Raw genomic sequence first — 20,055 nt, forward strand, 5'->3', positions numbered from 1 at the left:
TAAGGTGGAAGCCCGTGGGACTTCAGTCGCGGGCTACCAAGTATGTCTTTGTCACCGGAGGCGTTGCCTCCTCTCTGGGTAAGGGACTCACGGCTTCCAGCCTGGGTCAGCTCCTTACCGCACGTGGGCTCCGGGTCACGATGCAGAAGCTGGATCCGTACCTCAACGTCGATCCGGGCACGATGAACCCGTTCCAGCACGGTGAGGTGTTCGTCACCGACGACGGCGCCGAGACCGATCTGGACATCGGGCACTACGAGCGTTTTCTCGACCGGGCTCTCGACGGCAAGGCGAACGTCACCACCGGGCAGGTGTACTCCGAGGTCATCGCCAAGGAGCGCCGCGGTGAGTACCTCGGCGACACCGTGCAGGTCATCCCGCACATCACCGACGAGATCAAGGCGCGGATCACCGCCGCGGCGGGCGCCGACGACGACGGGAACAGCCCGGACGTCGTGATCACCGAGGTCGGTGGCACCGTCGGCGACATCGAGTCGCTGCCGTTCCTGGAGGCCTGCCGTCAGGTCCGCCACGACGTCGGCCGCGACCAGTGCTTCTTCCTCCACGTCTCGCTGGTCCCGTACCTCGCCCCGTCGGGTGAGCTCAAGACCAAGCCGACCCAGCACTCGGTCGCCGCGCTGCGCAACATCGGTATCCAGCCCGACGCGCTCGTCTGCCGCGCCGACCGCGAGCTGCCGGAGGATCTCAAGCGCAAGATCGGCCTGATGTGCGACGTCGACACCGAGGCCGTCATCGCCTGCCCCGACGCGCCGTCGATCTACGACATCCCGAAGGTGCTGCACCGTGAGGCGCTCGACGCCTACGTGGTGCGCCGCCTCGGGCTGCCGTTCCGCGACGTCGACTGGACCGTGTGGGGCGACCTGCTCGACCGCGTGCACAACCCGTCGGAGACGGTGCGGGTCGCGCTCGTCGGCAAGTACATCGACCTGCCGGACGCGTACCTGTCGGTCACCGAGGCGCTGCGCGCGGGCGGGTTCGCCCACCGCGCCAAGGTCCAGATCGAGTGGGTCCCCTCGGACTCCTGCGAGACCCCGGCCGGTGCGGCCGCGGCGCTGTCCGATGTGGACGGTGTGCTGGTGCCGGGCGGCTTCGGCGTCCGCGGTATCGAGGGCAAGGTCGGCGCCATCGCCTACGCCCGCACCCACGGACTGCCGCTGCTGGGTCTGTGCCTCGGCCTGCAGTGCATGGTGATCGACGCGGCGCGGAACCTGGCGGGGATCAAGGACGCGAACTCGGCCGAGTTCGAGGACGGCCCGAACCCGGTCATCTCCACGATGGCCGACCAGCGTGACGTCGTCGCGGGCGAGCGCGACATGGGCGGCACGATGCGGCTCGGCGCGTACGTCGCCAAGCTCAAGCCGGGCTCGCAGGTCGCGAAGGCGTACGGCAGCACCGAGGTCTCCGAGCGGCACCGTCACCGCTACGAGGTCAACAACGCCTACCGCAAGCGCCTTTCCGACGCCGGTCTGGTGTTCTCGGGTACCTCGCCCGACGACCACCTGGTCGAGTTCGTGGAGCTGCCCGCCGACAAGCACCCGTTCTTCGTCGGCACCCAGGCGCACCCGGAGCTCAAGAGCCGCCCGACCCGCCCGCACCCGCTGTTCAGCGCGTTCGTGAAGGCCGTCGTCGACCGCAAGGTCGCCGAGCGGCTGCCGGTCGAGCTGCCCGAGGCCGCTCAGACGGCGGCCCGGTGAGCGAGCCCGGTAAGCACGAGTTCACCGTGGCGTCCACAAAGGACGTCCACATCGGACGTGTCGTGGGGCTGCGGGTGGACGAGGTCGTGATGCCCGGCGGCGGCACCGCCCGCCGTGAGGTCGTCGAGCACCTCGGCGCGGTCGCCGTCGTCGCACTCGACTCGGACGGCATGGTGACGCTGATCCACCAGTACCGCCACCCGATCGGGCGGCGGCTGTGGGAACTGCCCGCCGGGCTGATCGACAAGGCGGGGGAGGACCCCGTCGGCGCGGCCAAACGCGAGCTGGTCGAAGAGGTCGGGCTCAGCGCTGAGCGCTGGGAGACGCTGGTCGACGTCGCGGCGTCGCCCGGCTTCACCGACGAGGTCGTCCGCGTCTATCTCGCCCGCGAGCTGTCCGAAGTGGACAGGGAGGTCCTCGGCGACGAGGAGGCGGACCTCGTCATGCGGAAGTTCCCGCTCGCCGAGGCGGTCCGGATGGCGCTGGCCGGTGAGCTGGTGAACGGGTCGACCGTCGGTGGCGTGCTCGCCGCGCACGCGGTGCTTTCGGGGGCGGCTTCGTCGCGGCCCGCCGACGCACCTTGGGAGGACAGGCCGACGAAGTTCGCTTCGCGCGGCCTCTGAGGCCCTTCGCGCGCCATGAACGGTCCGTTCCTTGCAAATTTCGCAAGGAACGGACCGTTCATTGCATTCGGGAGGCGGTCGGTGCCGTGCCGGGTCTTGCTTCGAGCCGCGATGTGTTGCGAAAGCCACTTTCGCAACCTGGGGCGGCGGCGCACGTCGATGGACGTCACGCGTGATTGGAAGGCGATCTCGCGTGATTGGAAGGCGAACACTCGTGATGGGGGAGCGATCTCGCTTGCTCACGGACCGGGGCAGGGGGTCAGTCGCGGAGGCGGCGACCCTGCGCGTCGGTGCCGCCGTTCGCCAGCAGCACGATCCCGTCGACCATCGGCCAGACCGCCCCGACGCCGCAGGTGACCAGCACGACCGCCAGCTGGCCGAGGGCGAGACCGACGTGGCCGGTGTAGAACCGCCCGATCCCGAACGGCAGCACGATCTGCAGCACCCCGGCGGCGATCTTCGACTTCGGCGAGTACGGCAGCACCGCGGCCGGCTGCTGGTAGACGGGCACGAACGGCGGCGGGTCGAACCGCGGCGCCAGGGACTTCGGGTGTGGCGCGGGCAGGTCCTGGAACAACGGCCGGAGTTCGCCGAGCGTCACGGCCTCGTACGCGGCGAGGACGCGGCCCTCGTACTCGTCGGGCGTGATCCTTCCCTGGCTGTAGTGATCGGCGAGCAGCCGTGCCGCCTCCTCGCGCTCGGCGGTGCCGGCGCGCATCTCGTCCGGGTCCGGTTGCTGGGACATGCTCCCAAGGTAGCCCGTTTCACACCCACGACGCGGTACGCGCGGCGTACCCCCGAACGGGTCGCGATCGTCCTAGAGTGTCCGTGTGTCACGGGCCGGCGGTACCGGAGTCGCCCAGGTGGTCGCCGCTTACCTCGACCATCTGGTGGTCGAGCGCGGAACCGCGAGGAACACCCTCGACAGCTACTCCCGCGACCTGCGCCGGTACACCGCGTACCTCGGCGACGCCGATGTCGAGTGCTTCGGTGATGTCACCTCGGCGCACATCACCTCGTTCGGCGCGGCGCTGCGCGAAGGCGACGAAGAGCATCGCCCGCTCGCCGCGTCCTCGGCGGCCCGCGCGCTGGTCGCGGTGCGGGGGCTGCACAAGTTCGCGCACGCCGACGGCATCACCGAGAACGATCCGGCCAGAGAGGTCCGCCCGCCCGCCGCGGCCAAACGCCTGCCCAAGGCGCTGCCGGTGGGCGACGTGCTGAAACTGCTGGAAACCCCACCGCCCGAGGGCGAACGCCCGCTGCGGGACCGGGCGCTGCTGGAACTGCTCTACTCCACCGGCGCGCGGATCTCCGAGGCCGTCGGGCTCGACGTCGACGACATCGACGACGCCGAACGCACCGTGCTGCTCGACGGCAAGGGCGGCAAACAGCGCATCGTGCCGATCGGCCGTCCCGCGCTGGAAGCGGTGCACGCGTACCTCGTCCGCGCGCGGCCGGCGCTCGCCACCCACGGCCGGGGGACGCCGGCGATGTTCCTGAACGCCCGCGGCTCCCGGCTTTCCCGGCAGAGCGCGTGGCAGGTTCTCAAGGACACCGCGGAATCCGCGGGGATCACGGCGGGCGTTTCCCCGCACACGTTGCGCCATTCGTTCGCCACGCATCTGCTCGAAGGCGGCGCCGACGTCCGCGTCGTGCAGGAACTGCTCGGCCACGCTTCGGTGACCACCACCCAGGTGTACACGCTGGTCACGGTCAACACGCTCCGCGAGGTTTACGCGACAGCGCATCCCCGCGCGCTCGGTTAAACACCCCGGTCGGTCCCGGCGTGCCTCGTTGGCTCGACTCCCGGATCGCGCATAGGCTGCCGAGGATCCTGCCGAAGAGGAGCTTTCGCGTTATGTCGACACCGAACGAGCCGGCGAAGCCGTCCGCGTCCGCCGGTTCGGCTGCCGCGAGCCTCAGCCAGGTGACCATCGCAACCCCCGCCGAACACGACGGCGACGAACCGTCGGAGGACACGATCTCTTCCCGCGGCCGCAAGGCCAAGCGCGCCAAAGAAACCAAGCAGCAAGAACTCGAGAGGGACGGTATCGGCCCCACGGGCCGTCCGTACCGCGAGATCCCCGAACCGCCGCCGCTGGACCGGCACGGTCCCGCACTGGTGATGGCCATGTGCAACCAGAAGGGCGGGGTCGGCAAGACCACCTCGACCATCAACCTCGGCGCGGCGCTGGCCGAATGCGGCCGCCGGGTGCTGCTGGTCGACTTCGACCCCCAGGGCGCGCTCTCGGTCGGCCTCGGCATTCAGCCGCACGAGCTGGACCAGACGGTCTACAACGTCATCATGGAGCGCTCGGTCGCCATCACCGACGTCATCCGGAAGACCCGGGTGGACGGCGTCGACCTGCTGCCGAGCAACATCGACCTGTCCGCGGCCGAGGTCCAGTTGGTCGCAGAGGTAGGGCGCGAACACACTTTGTTACGGGTCCTTCGTCCGGTCATGAACGACTACGACTATGTTCTTGTCGACTGCCAGCCCTCGCTAGGCCTGCTGACGGTGAACGCACTGACCGCCGCGGACGGTGTGATCATCCCGCTGGAGTGCGAGTTCTTCAGTCTGCGAGGCGTAGCGCTCCTGATCGACACCATCGAGAAGGTGCAGGAACGCCTCAACCCCAAACTGGACATCACCGGGATTCTCGCCACCATGTACGACCCGAGAACCCTGCACTCGAAGGAGGTCATGGCGAGAGTGGTGGAGGCATTCGGCGACACCGTGTTCGACACGGTGATCAACCGCACCGTGCGGTTCCCCGAGACGACGGTCGCGGGCGAGCCGATCACGACCTGGGCTCCCAAATCAGCCGGCGCGGCGGCCTATCGCGCGTTGGCACGCGAGGTGATCGCTCGGTGAGCAGGCGAGCTTCCCTGCCCGGAGCGTCCGAACTCTTCAGGATCACCTCCAGCCCCGCGCTCGATCTCCCGCCCGCCCCCGAACAGCCCGCCCCCTCGAAGGGGAACGGCAACGGGAACGGTTCCGGGAACGAGACGCACAAGGAACAGCTGACCCGGGCCGCGCGCAGCGGGTCCGGGCGGACCAAACACGACGCGAAGATCACCGTCTACGTCTCCGGCGACGAACTGCTGGCGATGGAGCAGGCCAGGCTGAACCTCCGGGCGAAGCACGGCCTTGTCCTCGATCGCGGCAGGCTGGTCCGCGAGGCGGTGGCCGTGCTGCTGGCCGACTTCGACGCGGCGGGCGAGGACTCGGTCCTCGTCCAGCGCCTGCGGGCGGGCAGCGAGGACGGGAAAGAGACCGAGAGCTGATGGACGACCCGGCCGCGGCTGCTCCCAGCGGCTCAGAGCCGGTCGAGCGGACAGAAGCAGACGAGACCCCCGCCGTGCACGAGACCGTGCACGGCGGGATGGTCCCGGAAGGACTGGCCAGTGAAGAGCTGAGCACGTCCAAGTTCAAGGTGAACCTGTCGAACTTCCAGGGCCCCTTCGATCTGCTGCTCCAGCTGATCTCGCAGCACCAGCTCGACGTCACCGAAGTCGCGCTGCACCGGGTCACGGACGATTTCATCGCCTACACCCGCGCGCTCGGCACGGAGTGGAACCTCGACGAGACGACCGAGTTCCTGGTCATCGCGGCGACCCTGCTCGACCTCAAGGCGGCGCGGCTGCTGCCCGCCGCCGAAGTGGAGAGCGAAGACGACCTCGCCCTGCTCGAAGCACGGGACCTGCTGTTCGCGCGTGTGCTGCAGTACCGCGCGTACAAGCAGGTCGCGGCCCTGTTCGGGGAGCTGGAGGCCGGTGCGCTGCGGCGGTACCCCCGGTCGGTCGCGCTCGAAGACCGGTTCATGGGACTGCTGCCCGAGGTGATGCTCGGTGTCGACCCGGCGAAGTTCGCCGAGATCGCGGTCGCGGTCTTCAAGCCGAAGCCGCCGCCGCAGGTGTCGATCGCGCATATCCACATGGGCCGGGTCTCGGTGCGCGAGCACGCGGCCCTGCTGCGGCTCAAGCTGGCGGAACGGGGCGAAGCGACCTTCGGTGAGCTGGTCGAGGACTGCGAGCACACCGTCGAGATCGTGGCGCGGTTCCTCGCGCTGCTGGAGCTGTACCGGGAGGCCACGGTCCAGTTCGAGCAGCTGGAGGCGCTCGCCGAACTGCATGTGCGCTGGACCGGCGGGTCCGTGGAGGAGGCGTCGGTGGCGGCCGAGCACGATCGCGCCGTCGCTGAGGACGAGGAGTACGGGTGAGCCCGGAGAACACCGAAGAGACCGAAGCGAGCGAAGCCCCCGAGACCAAGGATGGGCTGAAAGCTCCCATCACCGAGTCCGACGAGGTGACGGACGCTTTCAGCCCGCCGGAGGCCGAAGCGGAGGCAGGGGAGGCGGAGCCGCCCGCCGACGAAGGGCTCGTCGCGGCCGGCGATGGCGACTACCCCGACGTGACCTCCGACGAGGCGCTCGAAGCGGCTCTGGAGGCGTTGCTCCTGGTCGTCGACTCGCCGATCAACGAGGAATCCCTCGCCGACACGGTCGGCCAGCCCGTGTCGCGGGTGACAGTGGCGCTGCGCACGATGGCCCAGAAGTTCACCGAGCGGACCAGCGGAATCGACCTGCGCCGAGTCGGCGAAGGGTGGCGGTTCTACACTAGGGACGTCTATGCCCCGTTCGTGGAGAAGCTTCTGCTCGACGGCCAGCGTTCCAAGCTGACGCGAGCCGCGCTGGAGAGCCTCGCCGTGATCGCCTATCGGCAGCCGGTGACCAGGGCCAGGGTCGCCGCCGTCCGAGGGGTGAACGTGGACGGGGTGATCAGGACGCTGCTGGCGCGCGGCCTGATCGAGGAGATGGGGACCGACCCCGAAACCACAGGCACGCTGTACGTGACGACCGAGCTGTTCCTGGAGCGACTGGGCCTCTCGTCCCTGGCCGACCTTCCGCCCATCGCTCCGTTGCTACCCGAAGTGGACACCATCGATGACATCTGACCCGCATCCCGACGGCATTCGGCTGCAGAAGGTCCTTTCGCAGGCAGGCGTCGCCTCGCGGCGCGCGGCCGAGGACCTGATCGTGCGCGGTCGCGTGAGCGTGGACGGCAAGGTGGTCACCGAACTCGGCCGCCGGGTCGATCCGGACAACTCCGTGATCCACGTCGACGGCACCCGCGTCCAGGTCCGCGAGGACCTCGTCTACCTCCTGCTGAACAAGCCCAAGGGCGTGCACAGCACGATGAGCGACGACCGCGGCCGTCCGTGCGTCGGCGACTACCTGCGCGGCCGGTACGAGGAGACGCCCGGAATCGTGCACGTCGGCAGGCTCGACGAGAACACCGAAGGACTCCTCCTGCTCACCAACGACGGCGACCTCGGCCACCGGCTGATGCACCCGTCGTTCCGCGTGCTGAAGACCTATTTCGCCGAGGTCGAGGGAATCGTCCCGCGTGGGCTCGGCAAGGAACTGCGCGCGGGTTTCGAGCTGCCGGACGGCATCGTCAAGGTCGACCAGTTCCGCGTCAAGGACATGCTGGCCGGACGCACCCAGATCGAGCTGGTCATCCACGAGGGCCGGAAGCACATCGTGCGGCGGCTGATGGCGGCCACCGGGCACCCGGTGCGCAAACTGGTCCGGACCGCGCTCGGCGACGTCCAGCTCGGCGCCCAGCGCTCGGGCTCGATCCGGCGGCTGAACCGTGGCGAGGTCGGCTCGCTGTACCGCGCCGTCGATCTGTAACCAAGACTTTCCGCTCTACTGCACAGGTGATCATCGCGTTTAGCTCTCCCTGACGGGCTTTCAGCCGACGGGGAAGGGCTCAACCGTGAAAACAGTTGTGCTGGCAGGGATCTTGGCGGTCGCCGCGGCCGTGGTCGCGGCGCCGCAGGCCGCGGCGAAACCGCGGGGCAGCGAACCGGTCTACGACTTCGCCAAGGCCGTCCGCGAGACGGCTTGGGTGGACATCGGGCTCGACGGGGACGGCGACGGCCGTTCGGACCGCGTCGCCGCGGACATCATCAGGCCGAAGGAGCCGGCGGCGCGGGGCGAGAAGGTCCCGGTCATCATGGACGCGAGCCCGTACTACTCGTGCTGCGGGCGGGGCAACGAGAGCGAGCTCAAGACCTACGACTCGGCGGGCAGGCCGGTCGGCTTCCCGCTCTATTACGACAACTTCTTCGTCCCGCGCGGGTATGCCGTGGTCCTGGTGGATCTGGCCGGTACCAACAAGTCCCGCGGCTGCACCGACGTCGGCGGCCCCTCGGACGTCAACTCGGCGCGCAAGGTCGTCGACTGGCTGAACGGCCGCGCGAAGGGTTACACGACGGCGACCGGTCCGGCGAGGACGAACGCGACCTGGTCGACGGGCGCGGTCGGCATGATCGGGAAGTCCTACGACGGCACGGTGGCCAACGGTGTCGCCGCGACCGGCGTCGACGGGCTCAAGACCATCGTGCCGATCGGCGCCATCAGCTCCTGGTACGACTACTACCGTTCCGACGGCGCGAACCTGCGCCAGGGGAGCCCGGCGGGGCTCGCGCAGACCGTCTCGCGGCGAAACGGCGGGCAGGACTGCAGCGCCGCGAACCAGAAGCTCATCGCGGGCGCGACCGCCAACGGCGACTACAACGCGTTCTGGCTCGACCGGGACCACGTGCAGAGCGCCTCGAAGGTGAAGGCCAGCGTGCTCGCTTCGCACGGCCTCGGCGACCTCAACGTCAAGACGATCAACTTCGGGCAGTGGTGGGAAGCGCTGAACGTCGAGCGCAAGATCTGGCTGACGCAGGCGGGCCACGTCGATCCGTTCGACTACCGGCGGTCGGAGTGGGTCGACACCCTGCACAAGTGGTTCGACCACTACCTGCTCGGCGTGGACAACGGTATCGAGAAGACACCGGGCGCGAGTGTGGAACGCGAGCCCGATGTCTGGGTGGACCAGCCGGCCTGGCCCGCGGGCAGCGCCGTCACCCTGCGCCCCGCGGCCGGGAGCACACCGGGTGTCGGCACGCTGGGCACGACCGCGGGGACGGGTACGGTCTCGTTCACGGACTCGTCGGGCCAGTCTTCGAACAGCTGGGCCGCGAGGCCGACGGAGACCGCGAGCGGACGCGTGCTGTTCAGCACCGGCGCGCTCGCGAAGGACTTGCACGTCTCAGGGACGGCGAAGGTGACCGTGACCGCGACGCCGTCGACGTCCACGGCGCGACTCTCGGCGGTCCTGGTCGACTACGGCCCGGCGACGATCCGGAACTACACCGGACCGAAGGAAGGCATCAAGAACGAGCTGACCCAGTCGTGCTGGGGCGCGAGCTCGCCCGGTAACGACGCCTGCTACCTGAACACGAGCACCGACGCCGTCTCGGTGGGGCTGAACATCATCAGCCGCGGGTGGGCGGATCTGGCCAACCACCGTTCGCTGAGCCAGGAATCGCCGCTGACGCCGGGGCAGCCGTACACGATGACGTTCCGGCTGGCGAGTACGGACCACGTCGTCCCGGCGGGGCATCAGCTCGCGCTGATCATCGGCGGCACGGACGGCTCGTTCATCTCCGGTCCGTCGCAGTATCCGAAGATCACGGTGGATCTGGGCAAGACTTCGTTGGCGCTGCCTGTCTCGGGTGCGGGTCCGTCGGCGGTGCCGGCTCCGCTTCCGGTGGCTCCGGCGCAGATCGCTCCTGCCACCGTTTCGGGGCTCGAGCGCGGCTAGGACTTGCCGCTTAACCCTTGTGTCGTCCGTCTGATCACGCGAGTTACGCCTCCAATCACGTGAGTTACGCCTTCGATCACGCGAGTTCCGCGCCCGGTCACGCGGGCTTGGCGTGCGGGAACGGCGAACTCGCGTGATCAGGCGCGTAACTCGCGTGATCAGAGGCGTAACTCGCGCACCAGGCGGGTCAGCCGGTCTGCGAAGCCGGGCTCTTCGAGCCGAACGGCTTGCGCTGCAGTGCGCGGGCCACCGGTTCGACGATCCGCGCGGCCGTCGGGCCGAGGATCGCCATCAGGAGCACGTACGCCGTCGCGAGTGCGGCGAGTTCGCCGGTCACGGCGCCCGCCGCCACCGCCAGCCCGGCGATGACGATCGAGAACTCGCCTCGCGCGACCAGTGCGGCCCCGGCCCGGGCCCGGCCCATCTTCCCGATGCCCTGTCTGCGCGCGGCCCACCAGCCGGTGCCGACCTTCGTGAGCGTGGTCGCGACCGCCAGGACGACCGCCCAGCCGAGCACGGGCGGGATCGACGCGGGGTTCGTGTTGAGCCCGAACACGACGAAGAACACCGCGGCGAAGAGATCCCGCAGCGGTTCGAGCATGTGCGTCGCGTTCTCCGCCGTCGAACCCGAGATCGCGATACCGAGCAGGAACGCGCCGACCGCGGCCGAAACCTGCATCGCCGAGGCCAGGCCGGCGACCAGCAGCGCCGCGCCGAGGACCTTGAGGAGGAACACCTCGCGGTCCGGGCTGTCCACCGCCGCGGAGACGTACCGGCCGAACTTCAGCGCGATCACCAGGACGACGGTGATGACCATCAGCGAGATCCCGACCGCCTTCATGCCGCCGAGGAAGCTCACCCCGCCGAGCACCGCGGTGAGGATCGGCAGGTACAGCGCCATCACCAGGTCCTCGAACACCAGGATCGACAGCACCACCGGGGTTTCGCGGTTACCGAGCCGCCCGAGGTCGCCGAGCACCTTCGCGATGATCCCGGACGACGAGATGTAGGTGACGCCCGCCATGACGATCGCGCCGATCGGCCCCCAGCCGAGGATGAGCGCGACGATCGCGCCCGGCGCGGCGTTGAGCACGATGTCCACGAGGCCCGCCACCCACGAGCGTTTCAGCCCGGTGAACAGTTCGGCCGCCGAGTACTCCAGCCCCAGCAGGAGCAGCAGGAGGACGACGCCGATCTCGCTGGCGAGGTGGGTGAAGTCGCCGATGTCGCCGAGCGGGATCAGACCGCCCTGCCCGAAGCACAGGCCACCGATCAGGTACAGCGGGATCGGGGACATCCCGATCTTCCCGGCGAGGCGGCCCAACGCGCCCAGCCCGAAGAAGACCGCCCCGAGTTCGATCAAGGACAGTGCGGTGTGATCCATCCGCGATCAGCCGTACTTCAAGATCTTCACGGCGGCCTCGAGACCTTCCGAGGTGCCGACGGCCACGAGGACGTCGCCCGCGGTGAGGTTGAAGTCCGGCGTGGGGGAGGGGTGGACCTGCCCGGCCCGCATCACCGCGACGACCGAGACGCTCGTGCGCGACCGCATGGCCGTGTCACCCAGCGTCCGGCCGTCGAACGGCGACGACGCCTTGATCGGCAGCTGCTTGGTGTTGATGCCGGGCAGGTCCCGGTGCTCTTCGGTGAGCTGGGCGACCAGCTGGGGCGCGCCGAGCAGGTTGCCCAGCGCGCCCGCTTCGTCGGTGGTGAGCGGAAGTGAGGCAAGGCAGGCATCGGGATCGTCCGTTTTGGACACGATCAGCTCGACGTGTCCGTCGCGATGGGTCACCACGCCGACGCGGCGGCCGTTGCGGGTGGCGAAGTCCTTGCGGACGCCTATTCCGGGGAGCGGGGTCACTTCGACGTTCACGACGTCAACAGTAACTCACTGTCCGTTTCGCGCGGGGCGGATCAGGAACAACGCCGAGATCCCGAGCATCAGGGCACACGTCGCGCCGTGGATGCCGAGCGCTGCGCCCACGGATCCGTTGTGGGTCACCACGATCAGCATGTCACCGAACGGGATGAACGCCATCGCGAGCAGCGCCCAGCCCAGCGCGCGGGCGTTCCGGAACAGGATCAGCGCGAGCACCACGAGCGCCGTGCCGATGTCGCGGACCCCCTTGACGGCGAGGATCGGGTCGCCCTCGGACGGCATCACCGGAAGCCCGAATCCGCCCGTCTGGGTCGCCGGGAAGAAGACGTATCCGCTCCCGAAGTAGAGGACGAAGAGCGCGAGGGCGGCGGACAGGATGTAAGCGATCTTGATTCTGGTCATGGTCTCCGACTCCAAAAGCTAGCAGCGCTAGGAACGAGACGGACACTAGCGCTAGCGCTGCTAGCTTGTCTAGCAGTGCTAGCATATTCGTATGGTCACCCATCCCCGGCGTGAGCGGGACCGCTCGCAACGCGAACAGCTGATCGTCACCACCGCCCGCGAGATAGCCGAGGAGGAGGGCTGGGACGCGGTCACCACGCGGCGGCTGGCGGCGAAGATCGAGTACAGCCAGCCCGTGCTCTACAGCCATTTCTCCGGCAAAGGGGCGATCTTGGCCGCCGCGGCGCTCGAGGGATGCACCGAAATGGCCGTCCACATGCGGCGAGGGGCCGGGACGGCGGAGGGCTCGCGGGACGCGTTGCTGCGGCTGGCCGAGAACTACTTCGACTTCGCCGACCGCAAACCCGCGCTCTACGACGCGATCTTCACCCTCGCCAGTGAACTGAGCTTCGCCAGTCCGGACAGTCCGGCGCCGTTGAAGGACGCGTTCGGCGCGCTGCTCGAAGTCGTGGGCCAGGTCGCCGGCGGATACGACCCCGCCCTCTACACCGAGACGTTCTGGGCCGCCCTGCACGGCCTGGTCACTCTCGAGCGCAGCCGGCGGCTTCCCGCGCCCGCGCGCGCGGAACGGATCGGCATGCTCGTCGACCGGTTCGCCGTGGGCGGCTGAGGCGTGTCGCGCGCCACCAGGCAGAATGGTCGTCGATCAGGTGAGCGACGAATGAGCTGAGGAGAGTTTCGGTGACGGGAGCCCTGCGTGGTGTGGTCGCGATGGACGGCCCGTCCGGAACCGGGAAATCCACGGTTTCGCGGAAGCTCGCGACGAAGCTCGGCGCCGGCTACCTCGACACGGGCGCGATGTACCGCATGGTCACCCTCGCCGTCCTGCGCGCCGGGGTCGACCCGGCCGACGCGGACGCGGTCGCCGGCGTCGCCGTGAAGGCCGAACTCGGCATCGGGACCAGCCCCGGCGAGGCGACCGTGACCCTGGCGGGCGAGGACGTCGCCGCCGAGATCCGCGGCGCGGACGTCACCACCGCCGTCTCGCCGGTTTCGGCCGTCCCCGCGGTCCGCGAACTGCTGGTCACCCGGCAGCGCGAGATCATCGCCGAGGTGCTCGGCCGGGTCGGCGGCATCGTGGTCGAAGGCCGCGACATCGGCACCGTCGTCTCGCCGGACGCCCCGCTCAAGATCTTCCTCACCGCTTCGGCCGAGGTCCGCGCCGCGCGCCGCAGCGCGCAGGACTCCGCGGCCGGTCGCGAGTCGACCGTGGACGTCGCCAAAGCGGCGGTGGAACGGCGTGACCGTCTGGACTCCACGCGGGCGGCGTCGCCCCTGCGTGCGGCCGAAGACGCCGTCGAGGTGGACACTTCGGCGCTCAACATCGACCAGGTGATCGTCGCGCTGGCGGAATTGGCCTTGCACCGCGGCCTTCTCGAAGGCTGCCCCGCCGAGGCCACGCGGTGAGCGCGAAAGGATTGCCCGAGGGCGCGATCGACTCGTTCCACACCTTCGGCAGGGGGATCTCGAAGTTCATCGTCCGGCCCGCTTTCCGGGTCCGGGTCCATGGTGGCGAGCGGGTGCCGTCGTCGGGTCCGGTGGTGTTCATCGCCAACCACAGCTCGATGGTGGAACCGCAGCTGCTGTTCGGAATGTTGTCGCGCCGCACGGCGTTCCTGGTCAAGGAGGAACTCTTCCGGGGGTTCGTCGGCTGGTTCTTCCCGAAGCTGGGCCAGATCCCGGTGAAACGGGGTGCGGTGGACCGCAAACCGCTGATGATGGCGGTCAAGGTGCTCGAGGACGGCGGTGCCGTGGGGATCTTCCCCGAAGGCACCCGCGGCCTCGGTGACGCCGAAAACTTCGAGCGCGGCGCGGCCTTCCTGGTCCGCGCCGGGAACGCGACCGTGGTTCCGGTCGCCACTCGGGGGACGTACAAACCCGCCGGCGCCAAGAGGCGTTGGCGGCCACGCGTCGACATCATGGTCGGCGAACCTTTCACTCCCGCGATCGGGAAGGGAAGGACAGGGCTGGAGGAGGGAACCGAGCGGCTTCGCATCGCGCTCGCGGACCTCGTGAAGGCTCTGGACGAATGGCGCTTGGAGCACGGGCTCCAAGACACGCGACAGGATTGAGTACATGACAGAGCTAGACGGAGTCGGCGAGATCGACGGCTCCTGGTCCGACGAGTCCGAATTCACCGCGCTCGACGCGCAGATCGCCGCGGGCGAGGCCGAGGAGGAGGCGCAGCTCGCGCAGCCGGTCCTCGCCGTCGTCGGCAGGCCGAACGTGGGCAAGTCGACCCTGGTCAACCGCATCCTCGGTCGCCGCGAGGCGGTCGTGCAGGACGTCCCCGGTGTCACCCGGGACCGCGTCGCCTACGACGCCTTCTGGGCGGGCCGCCGGTTCACGCTGGTGGACACGGGCGGCTGGGAGCCGGACGCGACCGGGCTGCAGGCCTCCGTCGCCGCGCAGGCCGAGATGGCGATGGCCACCGCCGACGCGGTGCTGCTGGTCATCGACGCCAGCGTCGGCGCGACGGCCACCGACGAGGCCGTCTCCAAGGTCTTGCGCCGCTCGAAGAAGCCGGTGCTGCTCGCCGCCAACAAGGTCGACGACGATCGTCTGCTCGCCGACACCGCGTCGCTGTGGTCGCTCGGCCTCGGCGAGCCGTACCCGGTCAGCGCGTTGCACGGGCGCAGCTCGGGCGACCTGCTCGACGCCATCGTCAAGGCGCTGCCGTCGATGCCGCGTGACGGCGACCGTGCCACCACCGGCCCGCGCCGCGTCGCGCTGGTCGGCAAGCCGAACGTGGGCAAGTCCAGCCTGCTGAACAAGCTCTCCGGCGAGGAGCGGTCCGTCGTGGACTCGGTCGCCGGCACCACCGTCGACCCGGTCGACTCGCTGGTCGAGCTGGACGGCGAGACCTGGCGGTTCGTCGACACGGCGGGTCTGCGCAAGCGGGTCAACTCGGCCAACGGCGCGGAGTACTACGCGTCGCTGCGGACCAAGACCGCGATAGACGCGGCCGAGGTCGCGATCGTGCTGCTGGACGCGGCCGAGCCGCTTTCGGAGCAGGACCTGCGGGTGCTGACCATGGTCGTCGAGGCGGGCCGCGCCTGCGTGCTCGCCTTCAACAAGTGGGACCTCGTCGACGAGGACCGCCGCCACGCCATGGTCCGTGAGCTGGACCGCGGCCTGGTGCGGGTGCCGTGGGCGGACAAGGTCAACATCTCGGCGCTCACCGGCCGGTCGGTGCGCAAGCTCGCGCCCGCGCTGCGGACCGCGTTGAAGTCCTGGGACCAGCGTGTGCCCACCGGTCAGCTGAACGGCTGGCTCGCCGACCTCATCGCCGCGACCCCGCCGCCGGTGCGCGGCGGCAAGCAGCCGAAGGTGTTGTTCGCGACGCAGGCCGGTATCCGGCCGCCGACGCTGGTCCTGTTCACCACCGGCTTCCTCGAGGCGGGCTACCGGCGGTTCATCGAACGCAAGTTCCGTGAGCGGTTCGGCTTCGAAGGCACACCCGTCCGGGTGAATGTCCGGGTGCGGGAAAAGAAGCAGCGGCCCAAGGCAGGCGGAAAAGCGGCCGGAAAATCCGCGGGTAAACCGAAAGCCCGTTGATTCTCACGATGTAGGTGAATATTTCACTGGGTGGACACGCCGATGACCTCGGGTTTCGGCGTGTCCGCCGGTGAGGTTCGACACTCTGCCGAGACCCTCCCGAGATATGTCGTTCACCTGCGGTAAAGTCATTGGTCTGCTAGCGGGCGCCTCATTCGGAGAGCGAGCCCGAATGACGCACTTCGCGAAAGGTGTGTGATGGGCTTGCGCGCCCATGCTTCAGCCGTGCCCGTGGTGACCGCCCGATGACACTGACCGCCGATTCCCGTCCGATCGCCTGTGTCGCCGACGTCACCGTCGCTCCCTCGCCCGCCCCCGTCGCCGACCGTGCCTTGTTCTGGTCCGGACTCGGCGCCGGTGAGCGCACCCTGCTCGACATCCTCGCCGAGACCGCCGCCCGCCATCCCAACGCGGGCGCGATCGACGACGGCGAGACCACGCTGTCCTACCGCAAGCTCGTCGAGGAGATCGACGCCTACGGCCGCAAGCTGACCGCCAACGGGGTCGGCGTCGGCGACCGGGTCGGCGTCCGGATCTCCTCCGGCACCGCGGAGCTCTATGTCGCGATCCTCGCCATCCTGTCCGTCGGCGCCGCCTACGTGCCGGTCGACGCGGACGACCCGGACGAGCGCGCCGAGCTGGTCTTCGGCGAGGCCGACGTCGCCGCCGTCGTCACCGATGGCGGCGCGATCACCGTCCTCGGCTCGCCGGGCGGCATCGAGGGCTCGCCCGCGCCGGCCGACGACGCCTGGATCATCTTCACCTCCGGCTCGACCGGTAAGCCGAAGGGTGTCGCGGTCTCGCACGCCTCGGCCGCCGCGTTCGTCGACGCCGAAGCGCAGCTGTTCCTCACCGAGGAGCCGATCGGCCCCGGCGACCGCGTGCTCGCCGGCCTGTCCGTCGCGTTCGACGCGTCGTGCGAAGAGATGTGGCTCGCCTGGCGTCACGGCGCCTGCCTGGTCCCGGCGCCGCGTTCGCTCGTGCGCACCGGCGTCGACCTCGGCCCGTGGCTGGTCGCCCAGGGCATCACCGTGGTCTCGACCGTGCCGACGCTGGCCGCGCTGTGGCCCGCCGACGCGCTGGAAGACGTCCGTCTGCTGATCTTCGGCGGCGAAGCCTGCCCGCCGGAGCTGGCCGAACGCGTCGCCGTCGAAGGCCGCGAAGTCTGGAACACCTACGGTCCGACCGAGGCCACCGTCGTCGCCTGCGCCGCGCAGATGACCGGCGAAGGTCCGGTTCGCATCGGCCTGCCGCTGGTGGGCTGGCAGCTCGCCGTCGTCGACGAGGCGGGTGAGCCGGTCGCGATGGGGGAGACCGGCGAACTGGTCATCGGCGGCGTCGGCCTGGCCCGCTACCTGGACCCGGAGAAGGACGCCGAGAAGTTCGCGCCGCTGCCGTCTCTGGGGTGGCGCCGCGCGTACCGCAGCGGTGACATGGTCCGCGCCGAAGCCGAGGGGCTGCTGTTCCTCGGCCGTCTCGACGAGCAGGTCAAGCTCGGCGGCCGCCGGATCGAACTCGGCGAGGTCGACGCCGCGCTCCAGGCGCTGCCCGGAGTGCAGGGTGCCGCGGCCGCGGTCCGCCGCACCAAGGCCGGCAACCAGGTGCTCGTCGGGTACGTCGTGCCCGCCGACGGGGTCGCCTTCGACCACGACGAGGCGGCGACCCGGCTGCGCGAGCAGCTGCCCGCCGCGCTCGTCCCGCTGCTGGCGCTGATCGACGACCTGCCGACGCGCACCTCCGGCAAGGTCGACCGCAACGCGCTGCCCTGGCCGCTGTCCACTGTGGACGCCGCGAAATCCGGCCTGTCGCCGACGGAGAGCTGGCTCGCCGAAGGCTGGGCGGAGATCCTTGGCGTCTCGGTCGACAACCCGAAGGCCGACTTCTTCACCAACGGCGGCGGAAGCCTGACCGCTGCCCAGCTGATCGCGCGGATCCGCACCCGGCACCCGCAGGTGTCGGTGAGCGACATCTACGCGAACCCGAAGCTCGGCGCGCTCGCGTCGATGCTGGACGCGCTGAGCGGTGAGAAGACCGAACGCCGCGACATCGCGCCGACCCCGCGCAAGGCGGGCATCGTCCAGTCGCTGCTGATGATCCCGCTGATGGGCCTGGTCGGCCTGCGCTGGACGACCATCGCCGCGACGCTGTCGAACGTGCTGTCGCTCGCCGGTTTCGCCTGGGCGCCGACGTTGAACTGGGTGTGGATCGCCGCCGCGTGGGTCGTGCTGTTCAGCCCGGCAGGCCGGATCGCGATCTCGGCGACCGGCTCGCGCCTGCTGCTGCGCGGGGTCCGCCCCGGCACTTACCCGCGGGGCGGGAGTGTCCACTTGCGACTGTGGACGGCCGAGAAGCTCGCCGAGTTCAGCGGCGCGGACAGTGTCGCGGGCGCTTCCTGGATGACGACGTACGCCAAGGCTCTCGGCGCGCGGATCGCGAAGGACGTTGATCTGCACTCCCCGCCGCCGGTGACCGGCATGCTGAAACTCGGTCGCGGTGCCGCCATCGAACCCGAGGTCGACCTGACCGGGCACTGGGTGGACGGCGATCTCGTGCACATCGGCAAGATCCGGATCGGTGCCGACGCGCGGATCGGCGCACGCAGCACGCTGTTCCCCGGCGCCCGGATCGGCAAGGGCGCGGAGATCGCGGCCGGGTCGACCGTGCGCGGCAACGTGCCCGCCGGACAGCGCTGGGCCGGTGCCCCCGCCGCCCGCGCCACGAAGGACTCGCTGAAGTGGCCGTCGAGCCGCCCGCCGCGCTCGCGGTTCTGGGCTTCGGTCTACGGCGCGACTTCGGTCGCTCTCGGTCTTCTGCCCGCTGTCGCCGCGCTTCCGGCGGTCGCGGTGCTCGGCTACGCGATCGCGGGGACGGCTTCGCTGGGTGCCGCGCTCGGCCAGGCGCTGCTGTTCACGCCGCTCGCGACCATCGCGTACTTCCTGTCTTACGCCCTGCTCGTGCTCGCCGGCGTTCGTTCGCTGAGCATCGGCATGGTCGAGGGCTATCACCCCGTGCACGGGCGGGTCGCGTGGCAGGTCTGGGCGACCGAACGGCTGATGGGTATGGCGCGTGAAGGGCTGTTCCCCTTGTACGCCAGCCTGTTCACCCCGGTGTGGCTCCGGATGCTCGGGGCGAAGGTCGGCCGCAACGTCGAGGCGTCCACCGTTCTCGCGCTGCCGAAGATGACCCAGGTGGACAGTGGCGCGTTTCTCGCGGACGACACCATGGTCGCCACGTACGAGCTCGGCCACGGCTGGCTGCACGTCGCCCCGGCGCGGATCGGCAAGCAGGCGTTCCTCGGCAACTCGGGGATGGCCGCGCCGGGACGTTCGGTGCCGAAACGCGGTCTCGTCGGTGTGCTGTCATCGGCTCCGCTGAAGGCGAAGAAGGGCTCGTCGTACCTCGGGATGCCGCCGCTGCCGGTCCGCCGGTCGGTCGGCGAGGCCGACACGAGCCGCACCTTCACGCCCCCGCTGCGGCTGAAGGCGGCGCGTGCGCTCGTCGAACTGTGCCGCATCGTGCCGGTGATGTGCGGCGTCGCGCTGACCGTGCTGGTGGCCGCCGGGATCTTCGCGCTGGCGTCGTCCTTCGGTTTCCTGGTCGCGGTACTGCTCGGCGGCCCGCTGCTGCTCGCCGCCGGTGCCGTCGCCGCGCTGACCGCGACCGCGATGAAGTGGCTGCTGGTCGGCCGGTTCCGCGCGGTCGACCATCCGCTGTGGAGCTCGTTCGTCTGGCGCAACGAACTCGCCGACACCTTCGTCGAGGCGCTCGCCGTCCCGTGGCTGATCGGTTCGCTCGGGGGCACGCCGCTGCTGCCCGCGTGGCTGCGGACCATGGGCGTCAAGATCGGCCGCGGGGTGTGGCTGGAGACGTACTGGCTGCCAGAGTCGGATCTGGTGAGCCTCGGCGACGGCGCGACGATCAACCGCGGCTGCGTCGTGCAGACGCACCTGTTCCACGACCGGATCATGACGATGTCGCCGGTGACCCTGGACGAGGGAGCGACGCTCGGGCCGCACGGTATCGTGCTGCCTGGCGCGAGCATCGGCGCGCGGACGACCGTCGGACCGGGCTCCCTGGTGACCCGGGGCGACGCGGTTCCCGCCGACTCGCGCTGGCTGGGCAATCCCATCTCGGCCTGGACGAAGTAGGAAGC

At 69.8% G+C, this 20,055-nt stretch carries 18 protein-coding genes; 14 read left to right on the top strand and 4 right to left on the bottom strand.

Going from position 1 to position 20,055, the window contains the following annotated elements; all coding sequences use genetic code 11:
* Positions 1-14 precede the first annotated feature (14 nt).
* Positions 15-1,715, top strand: coding sequence for a CTP synthase (locus ACZ3HL_RS43975; protein WP_465537878.1), 1,701 nt, complete (start codon positions 15-17; stop codon positions 1,713-1,715).
* Positions 1,712-2,338 carry an NUDIX domain-containing protein gene (locus ACZ3HL_RS43980; protein WP_465421236.1) on the top strand — a complete coding sequence of 209 codons (627 nt, stop codon included), beginning with the start codon at positions 1,712-1,714 and terminating at the stop codon, positions 2,336-2,338. The genes ACZ3HL_RS43975 and ACZ3HL_RS43980 overlap by 4 nt, the downstream gene beginning before the upstream one ends.
* 259 nt (positions 2,339-2,597) lie before the next feature.
* On the opposite strand, the gene ACZ3HL_RS43985 is transcribed toward ACZ3HL_RS43980, so the two are convergent.
* Positions 2,598-3,083, bottom strand: coding sequence for a DUF1707 domain-containing protein (locus ACZ3HL_RS43985; RefSeq protein ID WP_465537880.1), 486 nt, complete (start codon positions 3,081-3,083; stop codon positions 2,598-2,600).
* A 118-nt stretch (positions 3,084-3,201) separates the two neighbouring features.
* On the opposite strand from ACZ3HL_RS43985, the gene xerD reads away from it, so the two are divergent.
* From xerD to ACZ3HL_RS44020, 7 genes are all read left to right on the top strand, one after another.
* On the top strand, positions 3,202-4,104 hold the full coding sequence (xerD, locus tag ACZ3HL_RS43990) for a site-specific tyrosine recombinase XerD (protein ID WP_465421265.1): 903 nt from the start codon (positions 3,202-3,204) through the stop codon (positions 4,102-4,104).
* A 92-nt stretch (positions 4,105-4,196) separates the two neighbouring features.
* Positions 4,197-5,213 (top strand): ParA family protein, encoded by a 1,017-nt coding sequence (locus ACZ3HL_RS43995; RefSeq protein ID WP_465421232.1) that lies wholly within the window; start codon positions 4,197-4,199, stop codon positions 5,211-5,213.
* Positions 5,210-5,626 (top strand): cobyrinic acid a,c-diamide synthase, encoded by a 417-nt coding sequence (locus ACZ3HL_RS44000; RefSeq protein WP_465421230.1) that lies wholly within the window; start codon positions 5,210-5,212, stop codon positions 5,624-5,626. The genes ACZ3HL_RS43995 and ACZ3HL_RS44000 overlap by 4 nt, the downstream gene beginning before the upstream one ends.
* Positions 5,626-6,561 carry a segregation and condensation protein A gene (locus ACZ3HL_RS44005; RefSeq protein ID WP_465421228.1) on the top strand — a complete coding sequence of 312 codons (936 nt, stop codon included), beginning with the start codon at positions 5,626-5,628 and terminating at the stop codon, positions 6,559-6,561. The genes ACZ3HL_RS44000 and ACZ3HL_RS44005 overlap by 1 nt, the downstream gene beginning before the upstream one ends.
* Entirely contained in the window at positions 6,558-7,295 is a 738-nt protein-coding gene (gene scpB, locus ACZ3HL_RS44010; protein ID WP_465421226.1) for an SMC-Scp complex subunit ScpB, read from the top strand. Before ACZ3HL_RS44005 ends, scpB begins: the two co-directional genes overlap by 4 nt.
* Positions 7,285-8,037: a pseudouridine synthase gene (locus ACZ3HL_RS44015; RefSeq protein ID WP_005153474.1), complete on the top strand. Its 753-nt coding sequence runs from the start codon at positions 7,285-7,287 to the stop codon at positions 8,035-8,037. The genes scpB and ACZ3HL_RS44015 overlap by 11 nt, the downstream gene beginning before the upstream one ends.
* A gap of 97 nt (positions 8,038-8,134) precedes the next feature.
* Positions 8,135-10,003, top strand: a complete 1,869-nt coding sequence (locus ACZ3HL_RS44020; protein ID WP_465537899.1) for a Xaa-Pro dipeptidyl-peptidase — start codon at positions 8,135-8,137, stop codon at positions 10,001-10,003.
* A gap of 187 nt (positions 10,004-10,190) precedes the next feature.
* Here ACZ3HL_RS44020 and ACZ3HL_RS44025 read toward each other — a convergent pair whose 3' ends face one another.
* From ACZ3HL_RS44025 to ACZ3HL_RS44035, 3 genes are read right to left on the bottom strand one after another with little or no spacing between them, the layout of a single operon-like run.
* Positions 10,191-11,387: a cation:proton antiporter gene (locus ACZ3HL_RS44025; RefSeq protein WP_340685718.1), complete on the bottom strand. Its 1,197-nt coding sequence runs from the start codon at positions 11,385-11,387 to the stop codon at positions 10,191-10,193.
* Positions 11,388-11,393: 6 nt separating this feature from the next.
* Positions 11,394-11,876, bottom strand: a complete 483-nt coding sequence (locus tag ACZ3HL_RS44030; protein WP_126736758.1) for a cation:proton antiporter regulatory subunit — start codon at positions 11,874-11,876, stop codon at positions 11,394-11,396.
* A 15-nt stretch (positions 11,877-11,891) separates the two neighbouring features.
* On the bottom strand, positions 11,892-12,284 hold the full coding sequence (locus ACZ3HL_RS44035; protein WP_465537882.1) for a DUF4267 domain-containing protein: 393 nt from the start codon (positions 12,282-12,284) through the stop codon (positions 11,892-11,894).
* Between the two features lie 91 nt (positions 12,285-12,375).
* On the opposite strand from ACZ3HL_RS44035, the gene ACZ3HL_RS44040 reads away from it, so the two are divergent.
* The 5 genes from ACZ3HL_RS44040 (at position 12,376) to ACZ3HL_RS44060 (ending at position 20,050) form a co-directional block, all read left to right on the top strand.
* Positions 12,376-12,954 carry a TetR/AcrR family transcriptional regulator gene (locus tag ACZ3HL_RS44040; protein ID WP_465537884.1) on the top strand — a complete coding sequence of 193 codons (579 nt, stop codon included), beginning with the start codon at positions 12,376-12,378 and terminating at the stop codon, positions 12,952-12,954.
* Between the two features lie 92 nt (positions 12,955-13,046).
* A complete protein-coding gene (gene cmk, locus ACZ3HL_RS44045) occupies positions 13,047-13,751 on the top strand; it encodes a (d)CMP kinase (RefSeq protein WP_465421261.1) in 705 nt (234 codons plus the stop codon).
* Positions 13,748-14,416 (top strand): lysophospholipid acyltransferase family protein, encoded by a 669-nt coding sequence (locus ACZ3HL_RS44050; protein ID WP_465537886.1) that lies wholly within the window; start codon positions 13,748-13,750, stop codon positions 14,414-14,416. Before cmk ends, ACZ3HL_RS44050 begins: the two co-directional genes overlap by 4 nt.
* Before the next feature lie 4 nt (positions 14,417-14,420).
* A complete protein-coding gene (gene der, locus ACZ3HL_RS44055) occupies positions 14,421-15,902 on the top strand; it encodes a ribosome biogenesis GTPase Der (RefSeq protein ID WP_465421215.1) in 1,482 nt (493 codons plus the stop codon).
* Positions 15,903-16,147: 245 nt separating this feature from the next.
* A complete protein-coding gene (locus tag ACZ3HL_RS44060) occupies positions 16,148-20,050 on the top strand; it encodes a Pls/PosA family non-ribosomal peptide synthetase (protein WP_465537888.1) in 3,903 nt (1,300 codons plus the stop codon).
* Positions 20,051-20,055: the final 5 nt, after the last annotated feature.

This window comes from Amycolatopsis sp. NPDC000009 (assembly GCF_055563465.1).